Source organism: Streptomyces sp. NPDC029139 (genome assembly GCF_055564335.1).
Map to the genome: position 1 here is coordinate 24,642 of NZ_JBVHWN010000010.1, position 15,697 is coordinate 40,338.

Annotated in this window: 13 protein-coding genes; 3 read left to right on the forward strand and 10 right to left on the reverse strand. The window is 71.6% G+C overall.

Annotation, left to right across the window (positions count from 1 at the left end):
- Window positions 1-18 precede the first annotated feature (18 nt).
- The 5 genes from pstS to mshD all read right to left on the reverse strand — a co-directional run bounded on the left by pstS (window position 19) and on the right by mshD (window position 6,570).
- Entirely contained in the window at window positions 19-1,155 is a 1,137-nt protein-coding gene (gene pstS / locus ACZ4VW_RS21945) for a phosphate ABC transporter substrate-binding protein PstS (protein WP_467964878.1), read from the reverse strand.
- Window positions 1,156-1,431: 276 nt separating this feature from the next.
- Window positions 1,432-1,824, reverse strand: coding sequence for an NUDIX hydrolase (locus tag ACZ4VW_RS21950; protein ID WP_467964880.1), 393 nt, complete (start codon window positions 1,822-1,824; stop codon window positions 1,432-1,434).
- A complete protein-coding gene (locus tag ACZ4VW_RS21955; RefSeq protein WP_467964882.1) occupies window positions 1,821-2,825 on the reverse strand; it encodes a CHAD domain-containing protein in 1,005 nt (334 codons plus the stop codon). The genes ACZ4VW_RS21950 and ACZ4VW_RS21955 overlap by 4 nt, the downstream gene beginning before the upstream one ends.
- The gene (locus ACZ4VW_RS21960; protein WP_467964884.1) at window positions 2,812-5,151 is read right to left on the reverse strand and encodes an RNA degradosome polyphosphate kinase; all 2,340 of its coding nucleotides are present in this window, start codon (window positions 5,149-5,151) and stop codon (window positions 2,812-2,814) included. Before ACZ4VW_RS21960 ends, ACZ4VW_RS21955 begins: the two co-directional genes overlap by 14 nt.
- Window positions 5,152-5,643: 492 nt before the next feature.
- The gene (gene mshD / locus ACZ4VW_RS21965; RefSeq protein ID WP_467964885.1) at window positions 5,644-6,570 is read right to left on the reverse strand and encodes a mycothiol synthase; all 927 of its coding nucleotides are present in this window, start codon (window positions 6,568-6,570) and stop codon (window positions 5,644-5,646) included.
- A 131-nt stretch (window positions 6,571-6,701) separates the two neighbouring features.
- Between mshD and ACZ4VW_RS21970 the strand changes: the two genes are divergently transcribed.
- Window positions 6,702-8,531: a bifunctional metallophosphatase/5'-nucleotidase gene (locus ACZ4VW_RS21970; protein WP_467964888.1), complete on the forward strand. Its 1,830-nt coding sequence runs from the start codon at window positions 6,702-6,704 to the stop codon at window positions 8,529-8,531.
- A gap of 133 nt (window positions 8,532-8,664) precedes the next feature.
- Entirely contained in the window at window positions 8,665-9,516 is an 852-nt protein-coding gene (locus ACZ4VW_RS21975; protein ID WP_467964890.1) for a phosphatidylinositol-specific phospholipase C, read from the forward strand.
- On the opposite strand, the gene ACZ4VW_RS21980 is transcribed toward ACZ4VW_RS21975, so the two are convergent.
- From ACZ4VW_RS21980 to ACZ4VW_RS22000, 5 genes are all read right to left on the reverse strand, one after another.
- Window positions 9,481-10,893: a HAMP domain-containing sensor histidine kinase gene (locus tag ACZ4VW_RS21980; protein WP_467964892.1), complete on the reverse strand. Its 1,413-nt coding sequence runs from the start codon at window positions 10,891-10,893 to the stop codon at window positions 9,481-9,483. The two genes, ACZ4VW_RS21975 and ACZ4VW_RS21980, sit on opposite strands and share 36 nt — an antisense overlap.
- An 8-nt stretch (window positions 10,894-10,901) precedes the next feature.
- On the reverse strand, window positions 10,902-11,627 hold the full coding sequence (locus ACZ4VW_RS21985) for a response regulator transcription factor (protein WP_467964894.1): 726 nt from the start codon (window positions 11,625-11,627) through the stop codon (window positions 10,902-10,904).
- Window positions 11,628-11,647: 20 nt separating this feature from the next.
- Entirely contained in the window at window positions 11,648-12,685 is a 1,038-nt protein-coding gene (locus ACZ4VW_RS21990; RefSeq protein ID WP_467964897.1) for a S1C family serine protease, read from the reverse strand.
- 120 nt (window positions 12,686-12,805) lie between these two features.
- On the reverse strand, window positions 12,806-13,831 hold the full coding sequence (locus ACZ4VW_RS21995) for a LacI family DNA-binding transcriptional regulator (RefSeq protein WP_467964899.1): 1,026 nt from the start codon (window positions 13,829-13,831) through the stop codon (window positions 12,806-12,808).
- Window positions 13,832-13,855: 24 nt separating this feature from the next.
- Window positions 13,856-14,662, reverse strand: coding sequence for a response regulator transcription factor (locus ACZ4VW_RS22000; RefSeq protein WP_467964901.1), 807 nt, complete (start codon window positions 14,660-14,662; stop codon window positions 13,856-13,858).
- A gap of 225 nt (window positions 14,663-14,887) precedes the next feature.
- Between ACZ4VW_RS22000 and ACZ4VW_RS22005 the strand changes: the two genes are divergently transcribed.
- Window positions 14,888-15,691, forward strand: coding sequence for an alpha/beta hydrolase (locus tag ACZ4VW_RS22005; protein WP_467964903.1), 804 nt, complete (start codon window positions 14,888-14,890; stop codon window positions 15,689-15,691).
- Window positions 15,692-15,697 lie beyond the last annotated feature (6 nt).

Genomic DNA, 15,697 nt, shown 5'->3' on the forward strand with positions numbered 1-15,697 from the left:
ACCGGGCCCGGCCGGGGATCAGGACAGGGTGGGGACGATCTCGCGGACCTTGGTCGCGATCTCGGCCGGCATCGGGGCGTAGCCCGCCTCGCTGAGGACCTTCTGGCCGTCCTCGCTGATCGCGTAGTTCAGGAACGCCTTCAGGGTCGGCAGGGTCTCCGCCTTGTTGCCCTTGTCGCAGGCGATCTGGTACGTGACCAGGACGAGCGGGTACGCGCCCTCGGCCTTGGTGGCGTAGTCGAGGGAGAGGGCCATGTCGCTGCCGGTGCCCTTGACCTTGGCGGCGGCGATGGCCTTCGAGGCGTTCTCCGTGGTGGCCGCGACCGGGGCGGCGGCGCCCGTGTTCACGGAGACCGTGGAGATCTTGTTGGCGGTCGCGTAGGAGAGCTCGAAGTAGCCGATGGAGCCCTCGGCGTCCTTGACGGCGGCGGCGACACCGGACGAGCCGTTGGCGGCCTGGCCGCCGGGGGCGGGCCACGACTTCGCCTTCGGGTCGTGCTTCCAGTCGGCCGCGGCGGCGGTGGAGAGGTACTTGCCCAGGTTCTGGGTGGTACCCGACTCGTCGGAGCGGTGGAAGGCCTGGATGTTGCTGTCGGGCAGCTTGGCGCCCGGGTTGAGCTTGGCGATCGCCGGGTCGTTCCACTTCGTGATCTTCGTGTCGAAGATCTTGGCGATGGTGGAGGCGTCCAGGACCAGGTTGTCCACGCCGTCGAGCTTGTAACCGATGGCGATGGGGCCACCGACCATCGGCAGGTTGATGCCCTTGCCGCCCTTGCAGATCTTCTGCGAGGCGGCGACCTCTTCTTCCTTCAGGGCGGAGTCGGAGCCGGCGAAGGCGACCTGGCCCTGGTTGAACTTGGTGATGCCACCGCCGGAGCCGATGGACTGGTAGTTGACCTCGACGCCCGAGCACGCGGCCTGGAAGTTCTTGACCCAGAGGTCCATGGCGTTCTTCTGCGCGGAGGAGCCCGCCGCGAGGAGCTGGCCCTTGGCGTCGTCGCACTTGATGTTCGACGCCGCGGTGGACGTCTTCCCGCCGTTCGGGGTCGTGCCGGTGTTGTCGTCCGAACCACACGCCGACAGGACGAGGGCACCGGAGACGACGAGGGCACCGATCGCGGAGGCGCGAAGCCCGTTGTTGCGCGAAAGCTTCACTTTCGGGTGTTCCTTCCAGAAGCCGCCTGACGCGGACCCAGTGTCCTGAACGTTCTACGGCGGCGTGTGTCGGGGTTGTGGGTGCAGCGCTGCGCTTGTGCACCTTGTACGGCCGAAATTAGGCAGAACAGGTGAAGCGGCCGACGGGGGAGGGTGAACGGGAAGTGAACCGTGCCGGAAGGGCGAGTGCGGGGCCCTCGGGCGGGAGGCCGGACGAGTGACAGCGACGGCCGGCGGGGTGGGCGCCCTGGCCCGGCCCCCGGCGCCCGGCCGCGGCTACGGGGCCGACACCAGCAGGTCGAGGAGTTCGCGGTCCCGGGGCTGGGTCAGGCGGTCGCGGGCCTGCGCGGGGGTGAGCCAGTCCACCCGGTCGACCTCCGCCGTCGGGGTGAACGTACCCCCGAGCGCACGGGCCGACCAGTACGTCACCTCTTTCTGGCGGCCGTTCGCCAGGTAGCGGACCGCGGGGAGACGGGGGCCCAGGACGCAGGACTGGCCGGTTTCCTCCCGTACCTCGCGGACCGCGCACGCCTCGGCGGTCTCGCCGCGCTTCAGCTTTCCTTTCGGATGGGACCAATCATCATATTTCGGACGGTGGACCAGGGCGATCTCGATGCCCCGCCCGGAGCGGGCGGGGCGCCACAGGACACAGCCGGCCGCGAGGATCACGGGACCGGCGCCGTCGTGTGCCGCCAGGCGCGCTGGAAGGCGAAGCGGGCGGCCTCGACCTCGTGGCGCTGGTCGGCGTGGAGGACACCCAGGGCGTACGCGGTCGCCGGGGCGATCCTGGGGGTGCGGGCCGCCGTGGCGGCCGCGGCGGCGGCCTCGGAGGCGTCCCGGTGGCGGTCGAGGGCGCGGCCGGCCTCGAAGAGGATCGGGGAGGAGCCCGTGCCGTGCAGGACCTCGCAGGCGTACCGGTGGAGGCGCAGCAGGAGCCGGGTCTGGTGCCAGGGCGCGTCCTGCGCCTCGCCGGCCGCGAGGGCGAGGGCGTCCGCGTTGTACGGGTGGCCCGCGCGGGCCAGCGGCAGCCCGGCGACGGCCTCCGTGAGGCGGCGCTCGACGACGACGGCCGGTGCGCCGAGGACCTCGGTCGCCGGCGCCTCCGCCGCGGGGCCCAGGGGGACGTCGGAGGCGAGGAGCGCGACGGCGTCCGCGACCGCGTGGAAGCGGGAGGAGCCCAGCGCCTGGAGGGCGGCCGAGTGGGCGCGCGTACGGGCGAGGGTGAGCTGGCGGTCGAGGAGGGCGCCGGCGCGGGCGGCGCCGACCGTCAGCCCCTGTCCGCCGTCCGTGCCCCGCGCCGCCGGGACGGGCCCGCTGCCGCTCGACAGCCGGGACAGCGCGTCCACCAGCCGGACGAGCCGGGAGGTGCAGGCGTGTTCCAGCGCGAGCGTTCCCGACAGCCAGGCGAGTTCCGCGCGCAGCTGGTCCGCCCAGGCGCCGTCGAGGAGTGGCCGGAAGGTGTGCAGGGTGCCGCTGATCCGGCGGGCGGCGGCCCGGAGCGACCGGGCGGCCTCCTCCGAGCCCGCCGTGTCCGAGCCGCTCTCGGTGTGCAGGCGCAGGGCGCGCAGGAAGTCTCCGGCGCGCGCCTGGAGGTAGGGGGAGAGGAGCTCCCCCGCCGTGACGCCCGTGGAGAGGCTCCGGGAGAGGGAGAGGTGGTCAGGGTTGTGCACGCCGGCGCCTCCGCGCGTCGATGAGCATCTCCTGGACGTGCCGCAGCGGCTGGCCCTCCGGGTCGGTCGCGTGCCGCGTCCAGTTCCCGTCCGGGCCGAGGTGCCAGGAGGAGGTGGTGTCGGACATTCCGGTCTCCAGGAGCCGGGTCAGGGACGCCCGGTGGGCCGGGTCGGAGACCCGCACCAGTGCCTCTATGCGCCGGTCCAGGTTCCGGTGCATCATGTCGGCGCTGCCGAACCAGACCTCGGGCTCGCCGCCGTTGCCGAAGGCGAAGATCCGCGAGTGCTCGAGGAACCGGCCGAGGATCGAGCGGACCCGGACGTTCTCGGAGAGGCCGGTGACCCCGGGGCGGATCGCGCAGATGCCGCGCACCCAGATGTCGACCGGCACGCCCGCCTGGGAGGCCCGGTAGCAGGCGTCGATGACGGCCTCGTCGACCATCGAGTTGACCTTGATCCGGACGTACGCCGGCCGGCCCGCCTGGTGGTGGGCGATCTCCTTGTGGATGCGGGAGACGAGTCCGTCCCGGAGGGACTTGGGCGCGGTGAGCAGCCGGCGGTAGGTCTCGCGGCGCGAGTAGCCGGAGAGCCGGTTGAACAGGTCGGAGAGGTCCGCGCCGACCTGCGGGTCGGCGGTGAGCAGCCCGAGGTCCTCGTAGAGCCGGGCCGTCTTGGGGTGGTAGTTGCCGGTGCCGACGTGCGAGTACCGGCGCAGCACCTCGCCCTCCTGCCGGACGACGAGCGACAGCTTGCAGTGGGTCTTCAGGCCGACGAGGCCGTAGACGACGTGGCAGCCGGCCTCCTCCAGCTTGCGCGCCCACTTGATGTTGGCCTGCTCGTCGAAGCGGGCCTTGATCTCCACGAGGACGAGGACCTGCTTGCCGCTCTCGGCGGCGTCGATCAGGGCGTCGACTATGGGGGACTTGCCGGAGGTCCGGTACAGCGTCTGCTTGATGGCGAGGACGTCCGGGTCGGCGGCCGCCTGCTCCAGGAACGCCTGGACGGAGGTGGAGAAGGAGTCGTACGGGTGGTGCAGCAGCACGTCCCGCTCGCGCAGCGCCATGAAGATGTCGGGCGCGGAGGCCGACTCGACCTCGGCGAGGTCCCGGTGGGTGCCGGCGACGAACTTGGGGTACTTCAGCTCGGGCCGGTCCAGGGAGGCGATCCCGAAGAGGCCGGTGAGGTCGAGCAGGCCGGGCAGCGGGTAGACCTCGGCGTCGGAGACCTTCAGCTCGCGGACGAGCAGGTCGAGGACGTACGGGTCGATGGACTCCTCGACCTCCAGGCGGACCGGCGGCCCGAAGCGGCGGCGCAGCAGCTCCTTCTCCAGGGCCTGGAGGAGGTTCTCGGTGTCGTCCTCCTCGACCTCCAGGTCCTCGTTCCGGGTCACCCGGAACATGTGGTGGGCCAGCACCTCCATGCCGGGGAAGAGCTCCTCCAGGTGCGCCGCGATGACGTCCTCCAGCGGGACGTACCGCTGCGGGGACGCCTCCAGGAAGCGGGAGAGCAGCGGGGGCACCTTGACCCGGGCGAAGTGGCGGTGACCGCTGACCGGGTTGCGCACGACCACGGCGAGGTTCAGGGACAGGCCGGAGATGTACGGGAAGGGGTGGGCGGGGTCGACGGCCAGCGGCGTGAGCACCGGGAAGATCTGCTGGCGGAAGAGGGTGAAGAGCCGCGCCTGCTCCTTCTCGGTCAGCTCCGGCCAGCGGATCAGGTGGATGCCCTCCTCGGCGAGGGCCGGGGCGACGTCCTGCTGGTAGCAGGCGGCGTGCCGGGCCATGAGCTCGCGCGAGCGGGTCCAGATCAGGTCGAGCACCTCGCGGGGCTGCAGCCCGGAGGCGGAGCGCGTGGCGACGCCGGTGGCGATCCGGCGCTTGAGGCCGGCGACGCGCACCATGAAGAACTCGTCGAGGTTCGAGGCGAAGATCGCGAGGAAATTCGCTCGTTCGAGGAGGGGCGTGGTGGGGTCCTCGGCCAGTTCGAGGACCCGTTCGTTGAACGCGAGCCAGCTGCGCTCGCGGTCGAGGAAGCGGCCCTGGGGGAGCTCGCCGGCGGCGTCGTCGTCCTCGTACGCGTCGGGGTCGGCGTCCAGGTCGGGCTCGAGGTCCGACGCCGGCCCGGTCTGGACGGTGTGGGGGCGGTGCGCCGCTATCGATCCGACGGAGGGCTGGGCGGTCGGCTCACCGTTCTGGGCACTCTTCGCGGACGGCTTGGCGGACGCCTTCGCGGACGACTTGGCGTTCTTCGCGGACGGCTGCGCGGACGGCTTCGCGGACGGCTTGGCGGAGGACTGGACCGGGACCTCGGCAGGCTGCTGGCTCATGGCCCCATTCTTCCGCGCGAACGGGTGGTCAGGCGCGTCGGAGCGGGCCGTGGGCGAGGGAAGTCTCCCTTTGGGGAGCCCCTTGGCGAGAGGAGGCACGGCGGGCTTCATTGCGTGAGCGTCGCAAGCGTGTCTGAATGGCCGGTAACGACGACATGTCGTGCGGGAATCGGGGGCGGGGCCCCTGAAGGCCCCGCCGACCGGTTCTCGACGGCTCGATTCCTACGTTACGGGTGCCGGGCGCAGGACCCGGCACGCGGCCAGGAGGGCGAGCGCGGCGAGGGCGAGGACGATGCCGGTCTCGATGAGCCGCGTCGGCCGGAGGTGCGTTTCGGGGTGGTGGTCGACGTACCGGCCGGTGATGCCCTTCTCGGCGAGACAGGCCGCGCGCTCGGACGGGTGGTGGCAGGACCGTTCCGTGACGCGCCGTCCCGTCTCCGGTGAGCGGGCCCATGTCCGTCATGAGCCAACCACCCCCTCGGGAAGCCCGGTTCAGGACTCCGTGCGATACATCAGATCCACCTCGTGCGTGACGAAGCCGAGCCGCTCGTACACCGTCACGGCCGCCGTGTTGTCCGCGTCCACGTAGAGCATCGCCGTCGGCACCGCCTGCGCCGCGAGGTGCCGCAGGCCGATCGCGGTCAGCGCCTTGCCGAGGCCGCCGCCCTGGGCCTCCGGCAGGATTCCGACGACGTACACCTCGCCGAGCTGCTCCTCGGCGTGCACCTTCGTCCAGTGGAAGCCGATCAGCCGCCCGTCCTTCTCCGCGAGGAAGAAGCCCTTCGGGTCGAACCACGGCTCGGACACACGGTCGTCCAGGTCCCGCTGGGTGAGCGAGCCCTGCTCGGGGTGGTGGGCGAAGGCGGCCGCGTTCACCGCGAGCCAGGCCGCGTCGTCCTGACCGGGCACGAACGTGCGGACGGTGACGCCCTCGGGCAGAACGGGCTCGGGGATGTCGAGCGGCACCAACGAGCGCCGCAGCTGGCGCAGTTCGCGGAACAGGGTCAGGCCGAGCACCTGCGCCAGGTGCCGGGCCGCCGACTTGCCGCCGTGCGCCCACACCCGCAGCCGCTTGCCCGAGGCCGCGAGCAGCGCCGCCCCGAGCGCCCGCCCGTGACCGCGGCCGCGGTGCGAGGGGTGTACCACCAGCTCGGCGGCCGGCGCCTCCACCGGGTCGGTGTCCTCCAGCTGGGCGTAGCCGTAGAGGTGCGATCCGACGGTGAGCAGGAAGTGCCGTACGCCCTCGCGCCTGCCGTGCCGCAGGTACAGCCGCCCCTGCTCGGACACGGCGTGCAGCCCGTCGGCGCGGTCGGCGGCTTCCAGCAGGTCGAGGACGTCCTGGACCTGTTCGGGCGAGAGTTCGTCGACGGTGAGGATCTGCCGTCCGGGTTCAAGGGCCGGTGTCGGGTCAGGAGTCATGCTCCGAGCCTACGGAATCAACTGACTTGTAACCCGGTACCCCCTGTTGCGCTACGCGCGTTGACTCTAGGCTGCGCTGGCACACCAGGAGTCGAGCAACGCCGCAAAAGGGGCGAGGGGCAAGGGGAGCGATGTCAGCAACACCGAAGAAGAAGAGGACGGCACGGCGGATACTCGCCGTGGGCGCGGGGCTCGCCACGGCCGGCGCGCTCGTCGCCGCGCTGCCCGCGGGCGCGTCGGGCACCAAGGACCGGCCGGGCGGTGCCCACGGACGGTACGTCGACGTCCAGCTGCTCTCCTTCAACGACCTCCACGGCAACCTGGAGCCGCCGACCGGCTCGTCGGCCCGCCTCACCCACCTCAACGAGGACGGCACCACCAAGACCATCGAGGGCGTCGGCGGCGTCGAGTACCTCGCCACGCACCTGCGGCAGGCGCGCGAGGGCCACCGGTACTCCGTCACCGCCGCCGCGGGCGACATGATCGGCGCCTCGCCGCTGATCTCCGGGCTGTTCCACGACGAGCCGACGATCGAGGCGCTGAACAAGCTGAAGCTCGACGTGAGCTCGGTGGGCAACCACGAGTTCGACGAGGGCGCGCGCGAGCTCGCCCGGATCCAGAACGGCGGCTGCCACCCGACCGAGGGCTGCTACGAGGAGGGCCGGAGCTTCGAGGGCGCCGACTTCCCGTACCTCGCGGCCAACGTGGCGGACGAGAAGACCGGCCGGCCGATGCTCGACCCGTACTTCGTGTGGGAGCGCGACGGCGTCAAGATCGGCTTCATCGGCGTGACCCTGGAGGGCACGGCCGACATCGTGAACGCCGACGGCATCAAGGGCCTGAAGTTCGGCGACGAGGTCGAGACGATCAACAAGTACGCCAAGGTGCTGGAGCGCAAGGGCGTGAAGTCGATCGTGGCCCTGCTGCATGAGGGCGGCGCGCCGGCCTCCGGCGCGTACAACTACGACTGCGACACCCCGGGCGCGGGCGCCGGCATCTCCGGCCCGATCGTGGACATCGCCAAGAACGTCACCCCGCAGGTCGACGCCCTGGTCACCGGCCACACCCACCAGGCGTACGCGTGCAGCATCCCGGACCCGTCCGGCAAGCCGCGCACGGTCACCTCGGCGGCCTCCTTCGGCCGGCTCTACACCGACACGACGCTGACGTACGACCGTCGTTCGAAGGACATCGTCCGCACCGCCGTCGCCTCCGCGAACCACGTCGTCACCCGTGACGTGACCCCGGCGAAGGACATGACCGACCTGATCGGCCGCTACAAGACGCTGGCCGCGCCGGTCGCGAACCGCGCGGTGGGTCACATCTCGGCCGACATCGAGAACCCGCTGCCCGACCCCAAGAACCCGCTCGCCGGCATCGAGAAGCCGGCCGGCTACCTGATCGCCGACGCGCAGCTGGAGGCCATGGCCCCGGCCGACAAGGGCGGCGCGCAGCTCGCGCTGATGAACCCGGGCGGCGTCCGGATGCCGCTGGTCCACGCGCAGTCCGGTGGCGAGGGCGACGGCGTGGTGACCTACGCCGAGGCGTACGCCGTCCAGCCGTTCACCAACATGATGACGGCGGTCGACCTGACCGGTGCTCAGCTGATCACCACGCTCCAGCAGCAGGTCAGCGGCGCGAACCAGGCCGCCCCGAAGTACCTGCAGGTCTCCAAGGGCTTCACGTACACCCTGGACCTGACCAAGACCGGCGCGGACCGGATCGTGGTCGACTCGGTGAGGCTGAACGGCGAGGCGATCGACCCGGCGAAGACCTACCGGGTCGCGATGAACGAGTTCCTGGCGGCCGGCAGCGACGGCTTCCCCGTGCTGAAGGAGCACAAGAACAAGCTGGTCGGCGCCTCCGACCTGGATGTTCTCGTCGCCTACCTGGGCGCCCACTCCTCGGCGAGCGCCCCGCTGGCGCCGCCGGCGCTGGGCCGGATCGCCATCGTCAAGTGAACCTGACGTAGCGCCCTGAGCGGAGGAGGGGCGGCGGCCGGAGCGACCGGTCCGCCGCCCCTTCCGCGTCCGCGGGGCTTCCCCGTACGCGCGACTCTGGCGCTCCTTGACGCGTACGCGTCATACTCCGCGCATGGACCGACGAAGCTTTCTCGCGGGCGCCGCGGCGGCAGGCGCCGTCCTCCTGGCCGGAGCTCCGCCCGCGCGGGCGCTCACGACCCAGGACTGGATGGCCGGCCACGGCGACGCCACCCCGCTCCAGCGGCTCACCATCCCCGGCACCCACGACTCCGGCGCACGCTTCGGCGGTCTCTGGTCGGAGTGCCAGAACACCACCATCGCGCAGCAGCTCGCCTCCGGAATCCGGTTCCTCGACATCCGCTGCCGGGTCACCGGCGGCTCCTTCGCCATCCACCACGGCGCCTCGTACCAGAACATGATGTTCGGCGACGTGCTCCTCGCCTGCCGCGACTTCCTGGCCGCGCACCCCTCCGAGGCCGTCCTCATGCGGGTCAAGCAGGAGTACTCGTCGGACTCCGACGCGACCTTCGGCGCGATCTTCACCGACTACCTCGACAACCGCGGCTGGCGCTCCCTCTTCCGCATCGGCGCCACGCTCCCCACCCTCGGCGAGGCCCGCGGCAAGGTCGTCCTCATCGCCGACAACGGCGGACTGCCCGGCCTCAAGTGGTGGGACGGCGGTGCCATCGCGCTCCAGGACGACTGGAACGCCCTGCCGTACGCCAAGTACCCCAAGATCGAGGCCCACTTCCGCACGGCCGTCGAACAGCCCGGCAAGCTGTACATCAACTTCGTCAGCACGTCGGCCTCACTGCCCCCGCGCTGGAACTCCGACAACCTCAACCCGCGCGTCCACGGATTCCTCGACTCCACGGCGAGCGGCTGGAAGGGCCTCGGCATCGTCCCCCTGGACTACCCGAACACCCGCTCAGGACTGGTCGAGTCCCTCATCCGCCACAACTGACGGAGGTGGCGTCGGCGCGCCCGGCAGGCGGATGACCGCGGCCGTGCCGCCGTCCTCCGGAGCCGTCAGGGTCACCGTGCCGCCCGCCTGCTGCACCGTGCGGGCCACGATCGAGAGGCCCAGGCCCGAGCCGGGGAGGCTGCGCGCCGACGGTGAGCGCCAGAAACGGTCGAAGACGTGGGGGAGTTCGTCGGGAGCGATGCCCGGGCCGTGGTCGCGGACCGTCAGCTCGCCCCGCATCAGGGTCACCTCGACCGTGCCGCCCGGCGGCGAGAACTTCACCGCGTTGTCCAGGACGTTCACCAGGGCACGCTCGAGGCCCGCCGGCTCCGTCCGGACGTACCAGGGCGCCAGATCCGTCACGAAGGTCAGTTCGGGGCCGCGCAGCCGCGCCCGGTCGAGGGCCGCGCGCAGGATCGTGTGGAGCGGTACGACCTCCAGCGGGCCCGGCTGGGCCGCGTCCGGGCGGGCCAGTTCCTGCAGGTCGCCGATGAGCGCGGCCAGCTCCGTCATCTGCGCCTTCACCGAGGCCAGCAGGGCCCGCCGGTCCTCGGGCGGCAGAGCGCGGCCCGTCTCCTCGCTGCGGACGAGCAGTTCGACGTTGGTACGCAAGGAGGTCAGCGGCGTTCGCAGCTCGTGCCCGGCGTCCGCGATCAGCTGGGCCTGAAGGTCCCGGGAGGTGGCGAGGGCGGCCGTCATCGCGTTGAAGGAGCGCGAGAGCCGGGCGATCTCGTCCTCGCCCTCCACCGGGATGCGCACCGTCAGGTCCTCGGTCGCGGCCACGTGCTCGACCGCGCCCGTCAGCCGGTTCACCGGCTCGAGACCGGTCCGCGCCACCCACAGCCCGGCCGCACCGGCGCCGACGACACCGATCCCGGAGACCAGCAGCAGCACCCAGCCCAGCGTGGACATCGAGTTGTCGATCTCGTACAGCGGGCGGGCGACCGACAGCGCCACCGGCCGGCCGGCGATCGTCGCGGGCGAGGAGTAGACCCGCATCTCCGTGCCGTTCTCGGCCTTCGTGGTGTGCAGGGCGTGCGGCCGCTCCGCCCGCGCGACCGCGAGATCGGCGGCCTGGGCGGGAATCGGCGAGGCGCCGAACGAGCACAGTTCACCCGTGGCCGTCACGATCTGCAGGGTCTGCGAGGGCCCGGCCGGCAGGCGGTTCTCGGTGCCCGGGGCGCAGGACGCCAGCAGCCAGCGCTTGTCGTCCTCCGTGAGCTGGGTGTTCCGCAGCGACGAGTCCAGCTCCGCCTCCAGCTGCGCCCGCGTCACGAACCAGCACGCCAGCGAGACGGCGGCCACCGCCACCGCGACCGCGAGCGCGGTCAGCAGGGCGAGCCGGGAGCGCAGCGGCCGCGACCGGAACCACGTCACGGGTCCGCTCACTCCGGGCCCCCGCCGCGCAGGACGTACCCCACGCCCCGCACCGTGTGCACCAGGCGCGGCTCGCCGCCCGCCTCCGTCTTGCGGCGCAGATACATCACGTACACGTCCAGCGAGTTCGAGCTCGGCTCGAAGTCGAAGCCCCACACCGCCTTCAGGATCTGCTCCCGCGTCAGCACCTGGCGCGGGTGCGCCAGGAACATCTCCAGGAGCGTGAACTCCGTCCGCGTCAGCTCCACCGGGCGCCCGGCCCGCGTCACCTCGCGGGTCGCCAGGTCCATCCGCAGATCGCCGAAGCTCAGCACGTCGCCCTCGGACGCCCGCACGGCCGGGGAAGCGTACGAGCTGCGGCGCAGCAGGGCCCGGATCCGGGCGAACAGTTCGTCCAGCTCGAAGGGCTTCACCAGATAGTCGTCGGCGCCCGCGTCGAGCCCCGTCACGCGGTCGCCGACCGTGTCCCGCGCCGTCAGCATGAGGATCGGCACCGTGGAGCCGGAGGCCCGGATGCGGCGGGCCGCCGTCAGCCCGTCCATGCGCGGCATCTGGATGTCGAGGACGACGAGATCGGGGGCGTACGACTCCATCCGGGCGAGGGCGTCGACACCGTCGACGGCCTCCTCGGTCCCGTACCCCTCGAAGGCGAGGCTGCGCCGCAGCGCCTCCCGCACGGCGGGCTCGTCGTCGACGATGAGGATGCGGTCGCCTTCGTTCACCGGGCCAGTCATGGGCTCAGCCTCGCACGGGTTCAGTTGCCGTCACCGGACCGCAGGTCGTCCAGATCTGCCTTGAGGGTGTTGACGGGGATGGCGAATCCCAGGCCCACGCTGCCGGCCGAAGATCCGTTCGACGCACTCGGCGCGTACATGGCCGAATTGATCCCGATGATCTCGCCGTCCATATTGATCAGCGCGCCACCGGAATTCCCCGGGTTGAGCGAGGCGTCCGTCTGGATCGCCTTGTACGTGGTCTTCGACGAGCCGGTGTCGCCGTTGAACTGCTGTCCGCCGAATTCGAAGGGCCAGCCCTGGCGCGGGTCGTACTGCTGCCGCTGGTCCTGGCCGTCGTCCTTGGCCACGGTCACATCGCGGTCGAGCGCGGAGACGATGCCGCTGGTGACCGTGCCGGTCAGGCCCTCGGGGGAGCCGATCGCGACGACCTGGTCCCCGACCTTGACGCCGTCGGAGTTCCCGAGCGTGGCGGCCTTCAGCCCGGACGCGCCCTCCAGCCTGATCAGCGCGAGGTCCTTGTCCGGGTTCGTGCCGACGACCTTCGCCTCGTACGTCTTCCCGTCCGACAGCCGCACCCCGATCGAGGTGGCCCCGGAGATCACGTGGTTGTTGGTGACGACCTCGCCGTCGCCGGTGATGATCACGCCGGAGCCGGTGGACTTGCCGGACGCCGAGCTCGCGGAGATCTCCACGATGGACGGGGAGACGGCCTCGGCGACGCCGGCGACCGTGCCCTTGCTGCTCGCGGAGACGGTCGTCCCGTTCACGCCGGAGGCGCCCGTCGTGCCGTCCGCGGTGAGCTGCTGGACCAGGGTCGCGGTGCCCCCGCCGACGGCCGCTGCGGCGATCGCCACCGCCGCCATCAGCCCGACGCCCCGCTTGGCGCGCCGGTGGGGAGGAGGGGAGGGAGCGGCGGGCGCGGGCGGGGGAGTGACGGCGGGGGGTACGTGCCCGCCGGAGGGCCAGATCGTGGTGCCCGGCTCCGTGGTGACCGGCTGCGTCGGGTCGTACGGCGGCCGGGGCGGGAAGTGCGGCTGCTGAGGGTGGTCCGTCATGGGTACGACTCTGGGAGCCGTACATGAGAGCTCCCTGAGGACGACCTGAGAAGCCCGACAGAACCCCGTATGCCCCATATAAAGGGCCGTCGGGAAGGTCTCCCGGGGGCAGTGGGGAGGTCAGCCCTGGCAGCCGCAGGAGCGACGGACGATCAGGGCCGAGGGGAACTGCTTGACCCGCTCGCGCTTCGACCCCGCCACCCGCAGCGAGTCGTCGAGGACGAGGTCCACCGCCGCCCGGGCCATCGCGGGCCGGTCCGAGGAGATCGTCGTGAGCGGAGGGTCCGTGAGGGCCGCCTCCTTCACGTCGTCGAAGCCCGCCACCGCCAGCTCGGTCGGCACGTCGATGCGCAGCTCGCGCGCCGCGCGCAGCACGCCGAAGGCCTGGTCGTCGGTGGAGCAGAAGATGGCCGGCGGTCTGTCGGGGCCGGAGAGGATCTTCAGGGCGATCTGATAGGCGTCGTAGCGGTTGTACGGGGCCTGGAACAGCCGGCCCTCGATCGGGATGCCCGCCTCCAGCATCGCGCGGCGCCAGCCCTCCTCGTGGTCCGCGACCGGGTCGCCGACCGCCGGGGTGTTCGGCACGCCGCCGAGGCACGCCACGTACGGGTGCCCGTGTTCCAGGAGGTGCCGGGTGGCGAGCTGGGCGCCGCCGATGTCGTCGGTGACGACGGCGACGTCGTCCAGTGCCTCGGGCCGCTCGTGCAGCAGCACCACCCGGGCGTCCCAGGCCTCGATCTCGCTCGCGGCCCGCTCGCTCATGCCCTGGCTGACCAGGATCAGTCCGGAGACCCGCATGCCGAGGAAGGCACGGAGATAGTGGACCTCGCGCTCGTCGCGGTAGTCCGAATTGCCGACCAGGACCATCTTCCCGCGCTCGGCGGCGGCCTGTTCGACGGCGTGCGCCATCTCCGCGAAGAAGGGCTGGCGCGCGTCCGGGACGATCATGCCTATGAGGTCCGTACGCCGCGACGCCATCGCCTGGGCCACCCGGTCGGGCCGGTAGCCCAGCTCCTTGATGGCGGCGAGGACACGCTCGCGCGTGGCCGGGGCGACCGGCCGGGGTCCGTTGTTGATGACGTAACTCACCACAGCGGTCGAAGTACCCGCCAGTCGCGCTACGTCGTCCCGCGTCACCTTGGCCACGCGCGGCAGTCTACGCGGGGTGACCTACCTACCGGCAGGTCGGACTGTGGCTTCCGCCACGTTCGTGTCCCCCGCGGGGGTGACTTCCCGGTCCGCCTCCTTGACCCGGGAGGTGCGGGACCCCTCCTTGGCGCGCGCCTCCTCGGCGGCCCGCTCGACCTTCTCCGGGGTGACGAAGCGGTAGCCGACGTTGCGGACGGTGCCGATCAGGGACTCGTGCTCGGGGCCGAGTTTGGCCCGCAGACGCCGTACGTGGACGTCCACCGTACGGGTGCCGCCGAAGTAGTCGTACCCCCATACCTCCTGCAGGAGCTGGGCGCGGGTGAAGACCCGGCCCGGGTGCTGCGCGAGGTACTTCAGGAGCTCGAACTCCTTGAAGGTCAGGTCCAGGACCCGGCCCTTGAGCTTGGCGCTGTAGGTCGCCTCGTCCACGGAGAGGTCGCCGTTGCGGATCTCCATCGGGGAGTCGTCGGAGACGATCTGCTGGCGGCCCATCGCGAGTCGCAGCCGGGCCTCGACCTCGGCCGGACCCGCGGTGTCGAGGAGGACGTCGTCGATGCCCCAGTCGGCGGTGACGGCCGCGAGGCCGCCCTCCGTGACGACGAGGATCAGCGGACAGCCCGGCCCGGTGGAGCGGAGCAGCTGACAGAGGCTGCGCACCTGCGGAAGGTCGCGGCGGCCGTCGACCAGGATGACGTCGGCGCCGGGGGTGTCCACGAGGGCCGGGCCCTCGGCGGGGGCCACCCGCACGTTGTGCAGCAGCAGGCCGAGTGCGGGAAGCACCTCGGTCGACGGCTGGAGGGCGTTGGTCAGGAGCAGCAGTGAGCTCATCGCTCCCCACCTGCCTGAGTCGTCGGTCGGTCGTGCTTCGTTCGCTCGTCCATGACGTCGGTTCCTCCTCGGTCCCTGCGAGGACTACGGCACTGCTTCGTACGCATCACTGCTGGCTCTCGCGCCCTGAGAGCTTTTGTTCATCCGCCCGTAACAACGGTCGGAAAACGCAAAAGGACCCGGGGGCTGCGTCGCCCGGATCCTCTGCCAAGGAGAATAGCCCACATGACTTCCGAGGCAGAGGGTCGATTTCACATCGTGGATGTCTCCTCGCTCACTTTCCGATCCCAGCGTGCCACTTTGCGGACAGATGACGGTGTGCGTATCGACGCTGTTTACGAACCCTGTACGGCGGGCGCCACCGACACGGCCATCGTCCTCGCCCACGGCTTCACCGGCTCGGCGGACCGGCCCGCCGTCCGCCGGGCGGCCGGGACATTGGCCGGGCACGCGGCCGTCGTCACCTTCTCCTTCCGCGGCCACGGCCGGTCCGGTGGCCGTTCCACGGTGGGCGACCGGGAGGTCCTGGATCTCACGGCCGCGGTGCGCTGGGCCCGGAAGCTGGGCCACGCGCGCGTGGTGACCGTCGGCTTCTCCATGGGCGGCTCGGTCGTCCTGCGCCACGCGGCCCTGGCCCGGGACACCGACGGACACACCGACGCCGTCGCCGCGGTCAGCGCGCCGGCCCGTTGGTACTACCGGGGGACGCCGTCGATGCGGCGCGTCCACTGGGTGATCACCCGCCCGATGGGCCGGCTGGTCGGCCGCTACGGGCTCCGGACGCGGATCCACGACCAGGACTGGGATCCCGTACCGCTGTCCCCCGTGGAGGCGGTTCCGCTGATCGCGCCGACCCCGCTGCTGATCGTGCACGGCGACCGCGACCCGTACTTCCCCGTCGACCATCCGCGCATGCTGGCGGCGGCGGGCGACTGCGAGCTGTGGATGGAGCGCGGCATGGGCCACGCCGAGAACGCGGCGGGCGACGAGCTGCTCGCCCGGCTGGGGGACTGGCTCACGCGCCGATAGCTCATG